Source organism: Pseudoalteromonas sp. XMcav2-N, from assembly GCF_024124545.1.
Classification (GTDB): Bacteria; Pseudomonadota; Gammaproteobacteria; order Enterobacterales; family Alteromonadaceae; genus Pseudoalteromonas.
The window spans coordinates 82,481-95,441 of record NZ_JAMXSF010000015.1 but is presented as its reverse complement, the minus strand read 5'-3'; the positions used below and the strand labels follow the sequence as shown (position 1 = coordinate 95,441).

The 12,961-nt window shown below is 48.2% G+C and carries 9 protein-coding genes; 6 read left to right on the top strand and 3 right to left on the bottom strand.

Features of this window, described 5'->3' with window-relative positions:
• Window positions 1–147: 147 nt before the first annotated feature.
• The 5 genes from hppD (at window position 148) to NH568_RS17980 (ending at window position 5,031) form a co-directional block, all read left to right on the top strand.
• Complete coding sequence (hppD, locus tag NH568_RS18000) at window positions 148–1,194, top strand: 4-hydroxyphenylpyruvate dioxygenase (protein ID WP_125719936.1); 1,047 nt, start codon at window positions 148–150, stop codon at window positions 1,192–1,194.
• Between the two features lie 156 nt (window positions 1,195–1,350).
• Entirely contained in the window at window positions 1,351–2,664 is a 1,314-nt protein-coding gene (fahA, locus tag NH568_RS17995) for a fumarylacetoacetase (RefSeq protein ID WP_253049489.1), read from the top strand.
• Between the two features lie 128 nt (window positions 2,665–2,792).
• Window positions 2,793–3,890 (top strand): M23 family metallopeptidase, encoded by a 1,098-nt coding sequence (locus NH568_RS17990; protein WP_253049487.1) that lies wholly within the window; start codon window positions 2,793–2,795, stop codon window positions 3,888–3,890.
• Window positions 3,880–4,254: a polymer-forming cytoskeletal protein gene (locus tag NH568_RS17985; protein WP_253049485.1), complete on the top strand. Its 375-nt coding sequence runs from the start codon at window positions 3,880–3,882 to the stop codon at window positions 4,252–4,254. Before NH568_RS17990 ends, NH568_RS17985 begins: the two co-directional genes overlap by 11 nt.
• 168 nt (window positions 4,255–4,422) lie before the next feature.
• Window positions 4,423–5,031: a porin family protein gene (locus NH568_RS17980; protein ID WP_253049483.1), complete on the top strand. Its 609-nt coding sequence runs from the start codon at window positions 4,423–4,425 to the stop codon at window positions 5,029–5,031.
• Window positions 5,032–5,064: 33 nt separating this feature from the next.
• Here NH568_RS17980 and NH568_RS17975 read toward each other — a convergent pair whose 3' ends face one another.
• Window positions 5,065–5,532 (bottom strand): hotdog fold domain-containing protein, encoded by a 468-nt coding sequence (locus NH568_RS17975; protein ID WP_253049481.1) that lies wholly within the window; start codon window positions 5,530–5,532, stop codon window positions 5,065–5,067.
• A 640-nt stretch (window positions 5,533–6,172) separates the two neighbouring features.
• On the opposite strand from NH568_RS17975, the gene NH568_RS17970 reads away from it, so the two are divergent.
• Window positions 6,173–8,185 (top strand): methyl-accepting chemotaxis protein, encoded by a 2,013-nt coding sequence (locus NH568_RS17970; RefSeq protein WP_253049479.1) that lies wholly within the window; start codon window positions 6,173–6,175, stop codon window positions 8,183–8,185.
• 72 nt (window positions 8,186–8,257) lie between these two features.
• Here the strand turns inward: NH568_RS17970 and NH568_RS17965 are convergent, their stop codons facing one another.
• Window positions 8,258–11,527: an error-prone DNA polymerase gene (locus NH568_RS17965; protein ID WP_253049477.1), complete on the bottom strand. Its 3,270-nt coding sequence runs from the start codon at window positions 11,525–11,527 to the stop codon at window positions 8,258–8,260.
• Window positions 11,473–12,960 carry a DNA polymerase Y family protein gene (locus tag NH568_RS17960; RefSeq protein WP_253049475.1) on the bottom strand — a complete coding sequence of 496 codons (1,488 nt, stop codon included), beginning with the start codon at window positions 12,958–12,960 and terminating at the stop codon, window positions 11,473–11,475. The genes NH568_RS17965 and NH568_RS17960 overlap by 55 nt, the downstream gene beginning before the upstream one ends.
• Window position 12,961: the final 1 nt, after the last annotated feature.

Sequence of the window (12,961 nt, the reverse complement as noted above, 5' to 3'; positions counted from 1 at the left end):
CGTATAACCCTGATAATTTGTACGACAGAATTTACATTTCGCCCTCTTGCTAATTCACCCCCATAGCTTCCCCTTTTGAGCATTTTGATTAATCATCCACAGCACAAAACAAATAGCGATCCAGTGCTTTTAAGCGGGAGTATGACAATGAGTGAAGTAACAAATCCTCTAGGCCTAGTTGGCATTGAGTTTACCGAGTACGCAACACCAGATGCGGACTACATGGAAAAGATTTTTGCCGATTTTGGTTTTTCTAAACTGAAAAAGTTTAAAGACAAAGACATCCTGTACTACAACCAGCATGACATTCACTTCCTGCTGAACAAAGAGCGCGGCGGTTTCTCTGCTGAGTTTGCTAAGAGCCACGGTCCGGCTATCTGCTCTATGGGCTGGCGTGTAGAAGACGCGCAAAAAGCGTTCGAAATCGCTGTTGAGCGCGGTGCAAAACCAGCAACAGATTCAACCCATAAAGACTTGCCTTACCCAGCTATCTACGGCATCGGCGACAGCCTGATCTACTTCATCGACGTATTCGGTGATAAAGGTTCAATCTTCGAGCAAGACTTTGTTGATTTGGAAGAGCAAGTGGTTGTTGAAGACAAAGGCTTCCTGCGTATCGACCACCTGACTAACAACGTATACAAAGGCACCATGGAAACATGGGCAAACTTCTATAAAGACGTATTCGGCTTTACTGAAGTACGTTATTTCGACATCAAAGGTCAGAAGACAGCCCTGTTGTCATACGCACTGAAATCTCCGTGCGGCACCTTCTCAATTCCTATCAATGAAGGTAAAGACGACAACAACAACCAGATCGATGAGTACCTGGACGAGTACAATGGTCCGGGCGTACAGCACCTGGCATTTTTGACCAACGACCTGGTTGCATCACTGGACAAACTTGACCAGACTAACATTGCAACATTAGACATTGTTGATCACTACTACGACACCATTTTTGACCGTGTACCTTGGGTTAAAGAAGACCGTGAAAAGATCAAAGAGCACCAGATCCTGGTAGACAGCCAGAGCGAAGATTGCTACCTGCTACAGATCTTCACTAAGAACCTGTTTGGTCCTATCTTTATCGAGATGATCCAACGTGTTGACGACGGTGGTTTCGGTGAAGGTAACTTCCAGGCACTGTTCGAGTCTATCGAGCGTGATCAGGAACGCCGCGGCGTGATCTAATTCTCCTTTGAGAGTAGAAATTTAAAAGCAGCTTGGGGCGATGCCTTGTGGCTGCTTTTGCCGTTTAATTTGGCTGAGACTCAGATGTTGCATTGAAAAATCAAAACGCTATCACCACATCTGAGAACAGCCTCAAACTTGCAAAAAGGAAAGACCATGTCTTTTATCAACGAAACGCACGACATTAATCTGAAGAGCTGGGTTGCCAGCGCTAACCAGGCCGACACCGACTTCCCAATCCAAAACCTGCCATTTGCTTCATTCCGCCGCAAAGACAGCGCCGAAGAGTTCCGTGGCGGCGTTGCCATTGGCAATCAGGTACTGGATTTGGCTGTGGTTGCCGCAGCGGGTATTTTCAGTGGCGAAGCACAGGATGCAGTAGAAGCAGCCAATGCACCTAAACTGAATGAGTTTATGGGAATGGGTCAAAATTATTGGTCTGCTCTGCGTCTGGCGTTATCTCGTGCTCTTCGTGAAGACTCTGAGCATCAGGGCGCATTGGAAGCGGCATTAGTTGCTCAATCTGACGTTGAATATGCACTGCCGTGTCATATTGGCGACTACACAGATTTCTACACCTCAATCTACCATGCTACAGCGGTAGGTAGCTTGTTCCGCCCGGACAACCCTTTGCTGCCTAACTATAAGTGGGTACCAATCGGTTACCACGGCCGTGCTTCATCGATTGACGTGTCAGGTCAAAACTTCCCACGCCCTAAAGGTCAGACTAAAGCACCAGATGCTGATACACCGTCTTTCGGTCCTTGTAAGCGCCTGGACTACGAACTGGAGCTGGGTATCTACCTGGGTAAAGGGAATGCGCTGGGCGATTCAATCTCGATTGAAGATGCCGAAAGCCATGTCTTTGGTTTCTGCCTGTTCAACGACTGGTCGGCCCGTGATCTGCAAGCCTGGGAATACCAGCCGTTAGGTCCGTTCCTGGCGAAAAACTTTGCTTCAACGGTATCGCCGTGGATTGTCACCACTGAAGCACTGGCGCCGTATCGCACTAACTGGCACCGTAATGAGCAAGACCCTCAGCCTCTGGACTATCTTGAGTCTGCACAAAACCGTGAATCTGGCGCTTTTGATATCCAGATGGACGTACTGCTTGAAACGGCGAAAATGCGTGAAGCCAATGCAGCGCCAAGCAAGCTGTCAGAATCAAGCTTTAAACACAGCTACTGGACAGTGGCACAAATGGTCACTCACCACACAGTAAACGGCTGTAACTTCCTGCCGGGCGACATGCTGGGTTCAGGTACTCAGTCTGGTCCTGAGCACGAAGAAGCGGGCTCTTTGCTTGAGCTGTCTCGTGGCGGTAAAGAGACCATCACCCTGGACAATGGCGAAGAGCGTAAGTTCCTGGAAGACGGAGACAAGGTCATTATGCGTGGCTGGTGTGAAGCCAACGGCTTTGCACGTATCGGTTTCGGTTCAGTCGAAGGCACTATCCTGCCAGCGAAGTAATCGCAAACGCAAAAGCTTTTCTTTACAAAACAAAGGTGTGCTTAAGTACACCTTTTTTTTGTAAGTAAATACTGGCTTTTTGCATAAAAATTGTTAAAGTGAGTCGTTAATTTAAATTTTTACGTGTTATGTTTCGCTATATCAAACGCCTGATCACATCGCTATTTCAACCTAAACAGCTAATGATGCGCCAGAATGGTCAGGTTAGTATGATGGTTGTGCCCGGCTGGTTGCAATTTATTGCACTAGTGCTGGTTTGTGGCGCTCTTACCTGGTTAGTTATCAGTACATCAGCGTTTTTTAAACAACAAAAAACGGTTAATGCCCTGCAGGCTGAACTACAGACTCAACAGCGAGCCTGGGCAAAAGAAAAACAGCTGCTGGCCGAACGTCTGACTGAACAACATACGCAGCTTGTCACCTTAAACGAACAGCACACTGTACTCAGTGAAATTGTCGGTGCCCTGCCTACATCGATCACTGAGCAGGCAGATACGCCTGCCCCTTTACCAGATACAGACAATCGAGTTGATGTAGATCCAACGGTTAATGATGCACATGAGTTTGAAGTACATAGCGCTGAGCTTGACGATGCCCAAGCCGCTTTGCTTAGAACACTACAAACCATCATTTCAGCACGCAACGACCAGCTAATGGCCGGATTTAACGAAGCTGGCTTATCCCTGACAACGGACAATAACACCGCACAGGGTGGTCCGTATCATCAGGTTGATGCCACGCTGTTAAATGCACACTACACCCGGCTAATAGATGACTCTGTACAACTCAATCAGTTAGAAAACCTATTACATTCAACGCCTAAAATGATGCCCGTTGCGCACGACAAATATTATATTTCCAGCGCTTTTGGCTTTCGTAAAGACCCCATCACTGGCCGTCGCGCATACCACAAAGGCGTTGATATGGCAGGCTGGCACAAAACCCAGATCATTGCGCCAGCCGATGGTGTGGTGAGCAAAGCCGGTAAAAATGGCGGATACGGTAAGTTTATTGAAATTCAACATGCCAACGGCATTGTCACTCGTTATGGCCACCTGCATACCATCAAAGTGAAAAAAGGCCAGTCAGTCAAACAATCTGATGTGATTGCACTGATGGGCAGTACAGGTCGTAGCACCAGTACACACTTGCATTATGAGGTGTTACAGGATAAAAAGCATATAAACCCTGTAAAACTGGCAAGAGTGCTCAAACGTGTTCAATAAAAAGAAAAATTCATCTCCTTTCTCGCTTATTTCCCCCGACACCGTAATCACAGGTAACATCCAGTGTGATGGTGAAATTCAGGTTGATGGCAAAGTCGTTGGCGATCTGCAAGTGACTCAGTTGATCATTGGTGAAACGGGTATTGTCGAGGGTAATATCGTTGCAAACCAGGTTCAGGTACTAGGACAAGTTCAGGGCGGTATCAGCGCCGACAGTGTCACGCTGGAGCCCAGTGCCAGAGTCACCGGGGACATTGAACATGATACGCTATGTATTCAGGCTGGTGCCCATATACAAGGCCAGTTAAACCATCGTGCAGAGCAATCAAACGTCACGCCTCTGGATAAAGCCAGCGAAGGTTGAATAGCGCACCCAAAGCGTATCATCGGTAACATTTATTAACACAAAACATAGACTTAGCCTTTCACTTTTGTATCTGATAGTGATACATTTCACGCATATTATAAAAATAGAACGAGCTTGTTGGGCTCGTTTTTTTAATCCCATACTAAGCAAATAAAAGGATATAAAGTGAAAAAGCATATTTTAGGTCTACTACTCGCTGCCACGTCTTTGGGTTCTCAGGCTACCGAGCTAAGTAAAAGCTACCTGGAAGTAGGATATGGTGAAACGAGCCTGGATGGCGCCCCAAGTGGTTCAGATCCACAAGGTTTTATTTTTGCAGGGAGTTACGAATTTGCTAACGGCATTTTCATCGGGCTAAAAATCGATCAGCACTCCGATACCCTAAATGTCTTTGATGATTTAATCAGTGACGACTATGACGTTGATGAAACCACCTTTAATCTGGGCTATATATTGCACAAGACCGGTAATGGTCGATTTGCAGCAGGTGCTCAGGTAGGTGAGTTTGAGGTTTCCCTAAACGGCAGAAGTACTTCAATAGACACCCGTCGAGTTTACGGCGAATACGAGCATGCGCTTAGCAAACGTTTCAGCGCATTTGCCCAGGCTGGATATGAGATGCTGGACTTCCCAACTGCTATTAGTGACGAAAATGGCGTCTACTTCAATGCCGGTCTGCGATTTGACTTTACTGCTCACTCAGGTGTTGTCGTTGAATACACCAACGGTGTGGAGTATGACCAAACAGAAGTAAAATACCGTTATACTTTCTGATTTGAAAAAAGGCCTGCTCATTGCAGGCCTTTTTTACTTCTTAGCCGATATATACATAGTCACATCGGCATGAAACACCTTAACACCCTCACGATTAAATACCTCAACCGGTACAATGAGTTCTTCTTTGTCCTGCCATTGACGCGGTAATGGAATGATAGCTTCTGCGCACAGATCAGTATCCGCTTTTTTTAGATATTGTACTGTCATTCCTTTGGGGATCCAGCGATGTGTTTTCGACGGTATACTGGCATCGGTCACCACTCCAGCACATAGTTCAGCGAGGTTACACTGCGCAATCGCATGCACCGTGCCAATATGGTTGTGCACAGCCTTTCTGTTGGGCATTTGCGCCGTGATCCGCCCTTCACTGAGGTGAGTGATCTTAGGTTTAATAGTACCGAAATAAGGCGCTCGCTTGCAGACCGCCTTGCTGAATAGCCAGTTGCCAAAGGGCAACCATTTAAACTTCTTATAGGTTTTTAATAAGGGTGTTGCCATAACGCTTACCTGTTGGATTTAGATAACACCTCACCCTAACACATCTGACCAGTTAGTTCAGCCCCGTTTCACTGTTTTCTTTGTTCCCTTTATACATGAATATCATCGAATTAGAGTGAAAGCCTGGAGAGTGAATATTACCCTTTTTACAACAAAAATCGTGTAAGAGGCATCACCGGGACAGCATGCATATATCTCTGGCACACCTGACAACTTAGCCTACCGGGTCGGCACAATACAGATATAAAATATTTCATAACCTGACAGGCAAATACAATAAGTTTTTCTCTATTTGCTCTGATTGGCTGTAAAACCTCACTTCCCCCTTCGCGTTCAACCTTAAATATTTTATAATAAACAAAGATATATGATGAATTTCACGTTATTTAGAGCCGTTCTAATCAGACTACTTTAGCCCTGTTTTTAGAATAAACCAGATATTCTCGTTAACTGGAACAAAATTGGAACGATTCAAAAACAAAATTTTAAAATAATCAGCAAAAACAACAAGCCTGCCTATCACTCATACTCTGACTGCAGATAAAACTTGTCATTTTTTGCAATTAACGACTTTAATTATGGACGACAATTCAATGAAAAGTACGCCACGGATGACGCCTCTTTCGAACTTGGTGATTCTATGAAACTCAGTAACAAACTCTACTCAGCCTTTGGTGTTCTTATTGTGCTGATGGTGATGTCCAGTACACTGGTCTGGTTTAAAGTTGCAACCGAAACAGCCCGGGCTCAGGAGGTCACAGGCGATGACCTCCCGGGCATGATCCTCTATAGCCGCTTACTCGACACCGAACACCAGCTCAAAAGTGCGGCGCTCGAATATATGAATGGGGATACCAGTAAGAAGTCCATGTTTAATGAGGTATTTCGAAAGTTCAAGGAAGTACACACCGAGTTATACCGCTATGAATCAGCCAAACAGGCTGACCGGGAAAAAATGGCTCACATTCTCAAAAGCATCACGACTTACCACCAGCGAGTCAATCAGGATGTTTTTGGTCGCTATGATCCCGATGCCTATCAACGTATCAAAACCCGGGTTGACCGCCTTGAGTCGACCACTGGGGAACAGTTAGAGTCTCTGCTAGATAAGCTTAAAGAACAAGAGTTTAACGATGCTATGCAGTCGACCGATTTACAGGAGTCACTCAACGATGACCTGCCGGGTGTCCGTTACTATTTAGAGCTTGTGGATGAAGCCGGCGATATGATAGCCGCGATTATTTCACATACAACGGGTAATGCGAATGCAGAAGCAGACTTTAATGACGATGCCGCCAGCTTTGAAGAGTATCTGAACCTTTTGATACCTCTAGAACAAAAACCGAATGAGTTACAGGATATCGCGACCATTAAACGCTTATATAAAGCCATACGCGATGAAGCGGCCACCGTCTTCAGCAGCTATGATCCAACAGCTTTTAAACAGGCAACAGCGACGCTCAGCGAATTGGACAGAAAGTACATTCAGGATATAGCAAAGATCCTCGATGTCTCTGCAAAAGAGGAAATCGATGATGCCACTGGTGCACTGGAGCTGTTAGTTGAGGGGCTCAACTCAACCTCTATCGTGATTATTGTGATCACACTGATCGCTGCAATTCTGGGTATGGCCATTGCCTATATTATTAGCAGCTCAATCGTATCCAGACTAAATCAGGTACTGGGAGTCGCTGAACGGATCAGTGCAGGTGATATCTCAGACAGAGACATCGTGCACAAAGGCCAGGACGAAATCGATGGACTGGCCGAAGCCACCAATAAAATGGCTCGCTCTTTGAATGAGCTATTACACTCAATTGCTCAGGTGGTAGATGATGTGCGTACTTCGAGCCATGACATCGCCGAAGCCAATGACCAAATCGCTTCGCGCAGCCGCTCATCGGCCGATCAGTCGACTCAGGTTGCCACCGCCATTGAGGAGATGAGCGCCACAGTCTCAGAGGTTGCGTCACAGAGCCAGGTTGCAGCCAGCCACGCCGATCAGGCGCGTACACTGGCCTCAGGAGGCGGAGATACCGTAGGACAAACCGTCAGTAAAATTAAAACTGCCTCCCAAAACGTGCAGAAAACCGCTGAAAATGTGACTCACCTGGGCGAGCTGAGTAGTCAGATTGGTAACGTGATTGGCGTGATTGGCAGTATTGCCGAGCAAACCAACCTGCTCGCCTTAAATGCCGCCATTGAGGCTGCACGAGCCGGCGAACAGGGGCGTGGCTTTGCCGTGGTCGCCGATGAAGTCAGAACGCTGGCTGAGCGTACCTCTAAAGCAACGGAGGAAGTGGTTTCTACAGTTCAGTCGATCCAGTCTCAGACGGAACACGCCGTCAGTTCAATGCAAAACAGCGTGTCTCAGGTTGACCAGAGTGTATCTATGGCTGAAGCTGCGGGAACTCAGCTGGATGACATTGTTCGTGGTGCGTCTGAAATTGCCTCTATGATCCAGTCGATAGCGACTGCGACCGAGGAACAATCAGTCGTGGCTGGTGAAATGGCTCGGGACATTTCTAAAATAGAGCAATCCAGCCAAAGTTCACTGCAGGATACTCAGGTTGCAGCTTTGTCTGCACAGGAGCTCAATAAGCAAGCCGAACAACTGGCTCAACTGGTTCGTAAATTCAGACTCAGAACTTAATTTTACCTAGGTATTCTGGCGCAGCGCTTTTTGCTGTGCCAGTCTTGAGCTTTGTTTTGGCTGATTTATCGCTTAATGAAAGTCCCGGGACTTGCTGTGCAAGGTGCCCAGGATCTCACTGCGGTCAACCAGCCGACCGGCGATGACGTGGATCACCTCGCCTTCTTTTTCAACAATACCTTTTACTTCCAGCAGTTTAGCACTGAGGTAAGCCTGCTTTTGAGCACGTGCAGTGCCCGCCCATACCACCACATTGATATTGCCGGTGTCATCTTCAAGCGTAAAGAAAGTCACCCCACCCGCAGTGCCCGGCGCCTGTTTACCAGTCACGATCCCTACCACAGTCACCAGAGATTTATGCCGACAAGCACTGAGCTGCGCCATGCGAGTAAAACGACCCAGTTTACCGGCCTTATCGAGCAGCGTTACCGGATGTTGACCCAGAGTGAGACCCAGCGCCGCATAATCTTCCACCAGGTCGTCCATGTCATCTGGCTGAAAAATACAAGATTGCGATTCCGCCAGCGAATGCGTACCGTCAGGCTCCGTGCGTGTGGCAAATAATGGCAAGGCCTGTTCCTGATCCATCAGTGTCCAGCGAGCCGAATAGCGGTCGCCCTGTAACGCTTTAAGCGCATTGGCAGACGCCAGACACTCCAGTGCGTTACCAGACAACCCGATGCGCTTTAGCTCACCGATATTCTGAAACCCGCTACCCGGGCGAGCAGTCAGTAACAGCTCAGCGTTGTCACGTTGTAAGCCTTTTACCAGACGCAACCCAAGTCGAATCGCAAATCGCTGCTGTTGCTGTTGCTGTTGCTGTTGCTGGCAAATATGATGATCGTACTCAGAGGCATTGACACACACAGGCAAAACCTCAACCTGATGACGCCTGGCATCCTGGACCAATTGTGAGGCGCTGTAAAACCCCATTGGCAGACTGTTTAATAGTGCGGTATAGAACATCGCCGGATAATAGTGTTTCAACCAGGCTGATGCATAAGCCAGCACAGCAAACGAGGCAGAATGACTTTCCGGAAAACCATACTCACCAAAACCACAGATCTGCTCAAAAATACGTTCAGCAAAACTCACTTCATAGCCCCGTGCTTGCATCCCGTTGATCAGCTTTTCTCTAAACTGCATCAACTCACCACTTTTTTTCCACGACGCCATTGCCCGGCGCAATTGATCTGCCTCCCCACCGGAAAAACCTGCCGCAACCATCGCCAGTTTAATCACCTGCTCCTGAAAGATAGGGACGCCCATTGTGCGAGACAACACAGACTTCACCTCCTCGGAAGGATAAGTCACGGCTTCTTCACCATTACGACGTTTTAAGAAAGGATGCACCATATCCCCCTGAATTGGCCCCGGCCTGACAATGGCAATTTGGATCACTAAATCGTAATAACAGGCGGGTTTTAATCGGGGCAGCATGCTCATTTGTGCGCGGGATTCTATCTGAAATACGCCGACAGTATCTGCCCGCTGAAGCATTTTATATACCTGAGGGTCGTCACCCATCCGGGTTAGTGCAGCCAAATCCAGCTGTCTTGATGTGTGCTGTGCGATCAACGCAAATGTTTTACGAATGGCACTCAGCATGCCCAGTGCCAGTACATCTACTTTGAGCAACTTAAGACTCTCAAGGTCATCTTTATCCCACTGGATCACTGTGCGCTCTGCCATAGCAGCATTCTCTATGGGTACCAGATCATGCAAAGGGCCTGCTGAGATCACAAAGCCGCCCACATGCTGAGAAAGATGGCGAGGAAAGCCCATGATTTCTTCAACCAGGCTGATGAAGTGCTGCCCTTTCAGTGAGTCTGGTTGCAAGCCAAGCTCACTCAGCTGAGTTTGCCAGTTTTGACCACGGTCACGGCGGTTCACATTGCGGATAAAATAATCCAGCTGAGTTGCTTCAATCCCCAGCGCTTTCCCGACGTCTCTGACCGCACTCTTAAAGCGGTAGCTGATCACCGTTGCAGCCAGCGCGGCGCGCTTACGGCCATATTTATGGTAAATGTACTGGATCACCTCTTCACGACGTTCATGTTCAAAATCCACATCTATATCTGGCGGCTCGTTACGCTCTTTACTAATAAAACGCTCGAACAACACCGACACCTGGCGCGGATCTACCGCCGTGATCTCCAGGCAGTAACACACCACAGAGTTGGCTGCCGACCCCCGCCCCTGATATAAAATCGCTTTGCTGCGTGCAAAACGTACCAGATCATGAATGGTGAGAAAAAAGTAGGGATAGTCCAGCTCCTCAATCAGTGCCAGTTCTTTAGTAATGATCTCGGCTATCTCTGGTGGCACGCCCTGTGGAAAGCGCTTTTTTTGCCCATGTTTTACTAAATCACGTAAATGCTGCATCGCCGTTTTTTCTGCTGGCACCAACTCTGCCGGATACTGATAACGCAAAGAGTCCAGATTAAAATGACAGCGCTTTGCTATGCGTAAAGATTCTGCCAGCCAGGGTGCCTTAAACAGCTTGCTGAGTTTTTCCCGGCTACGCAAGGCACGTTCGGCATTAACCAATAACCGGCCTTTGACTTGTTCAAGCGGCAGATTTAGCCGAATGGCCGTCAGTGTCTGTTGTAGTCTGAGTCGCTCACTGCTATGCATTAACACACCACCACATGCCGTAATGGGTAACTTATAGCGCGCAGCTAATGTCTCGCAGTGGGCAATAAAACGTTGCTCCTGGTTTACTAAATGGCGCTGTATGCCCACCCAACTGCGATGCTTATGATGACGCACCAGCCAGGATCCCCAGTGCTCATCTCGGTCATCTCCTTTTGGTAACCAGATAAGCAAGCAATGACGTAACGACAGTAGGTCCCATTCAGCCAGTTGATAGTAACCTTTTTCAGCACGTCGCCTGGCATTAGTGATCACACGGCATAACTCACTGTAGGCTGCTTTATCCGGGCAAAGTAACACCATATCCAGTGACTCAAAACGCATCAGGCTGCCCACAATCAGTTGTAAATCAAGTTGCAGCTCCTTAATTAACGTATGCGCCCTCACTACCCCAGCCAATGAGCATTCATCGGTAATGGCAAGCGCAGTATACGCGAGAAAACCGGCCTGACGCACCAGTTCTTCTGGCCTCGATGCGCCCTCTAAAAAAGAAAAGTTAGTTTGACAAAACAGCTCTGCATAACCGGGCTGCCTGACGCTTCCGGGTGGCTCCCCCGTCCCCTGACCAACCGTCTGCTTTATCCCCGGTGAAGAAACTGGTAAGGCGAACATTGCTGACTTATTCGTTGCCATCAGCTGAAAACCCCATGGCAAAACCAACGCTGCTGACGATCTCGGAACACCCATAACCAACGTCCCAGTGCATCCTGAGCCACAAAGTAATCTCGTTCAATTTCATGAGCATCCCACCAGCCAGTGCAGATCCGTTCAGGGCCTAAGTGGACATTAATTTTATGCTGTAATGGCTGGATACTCGGCAATAAAAAGGCGGGTCTGAGATAGCCCATTTCAGGGTATAACGAAGGTGCCTTCGGAAAAGGTGTCCCCGACAAAGATGTCCCCGGCATACTCAGTGGTGTACAGTATCCAGTTGCCAGCTCAGGACGCAAATCATTACAGGCTGTCAGTCCCTGTACCGCGCGCTCACCTAATTTGGCCTGCAACACAGCGACCAGACCAGCGGGCGTCATCGTACCACGTTGCTCGGTAAATAAATCATGCATCAATTCATCGGGCTGACACATCTGTGCAACTTTTAGTCCTATTGCCTGTACCGGACCATTGAGCGTCACTGAGCTGAGTTTGAGGTCGCATAAGTTCAGCCACAGATCGGCCCGATCTGTGGCTTCTGCACGACCCACTTCAAGCTGCAGGGGTTCAGCATCGCGCTGGTACAAGGTCAGTATTAACTGCCTGGCATGTCGATTACGTAACCGCAAAAACTGCTCCTGCTGCACCAACAGTTTAAGCAGCGGTTTATTCAGCCAGTCCAGGTTTTCTATGTCATACAGCAGTGGCAGATAGCGTTCAAACTCTGGCTCTGGTTGATAAAAAGTCACAGGATGAGGCACTTTCCCGCGCAGCCTGGACACATACTGTACCAGCTCACAATCGAAACGTTTTCCCAGCTCCACCAGAGGCAGCGCGAACAACTCACCGACAGTTTTAAACCCAACCCGTTGTAGCCTCTCAAGCTGTTTAGCAGGCAGTGATAAGGCCACCAACGGCACACCATGTAAGGCTTTTTCAAGCGCTTCGGGGTTCTGATGTGCCAAAGCACCATGCTGTCTTGCCAGCAACCGGGCGGCCTCAGGGGAGTAGCCAAATGCAAACCGATAGGTAAAGGACTGTGTATCCAGGTGTGAGCGCAGTGTGCTCAGGTAGTGAGATAAATCCCGGTACATGGCGAGCATACCGCTGACTTTCAGTAATAAGCCCTGAGGCGCAAACAAAGCAATATCTGCCGTGATCAGATACAACCACTGGGCAATTTCACGGATCGTTCGGCTTTCATCGGCTTCATCATAGGGATGTACAACCAACTCTCGACTGCGGGCCGCGGCGGCGGCCAGTCCCATACCCGTCGATATCCCCAATTGTGCAGCAGCCTGATCCAGCTGCATCACCCTGTTGTCACGCCCACCTACGATGATGCAGGGCCGAGATAACTCAGTGGTGATACCATCAGGCTCTGTCTCATTCGATTTTTGCGTTTGCTCTGCAATTTTCAGTTTATCGAGCTGAATAGCAGGAAAGTGTAAATACAACCACAAAGTCATT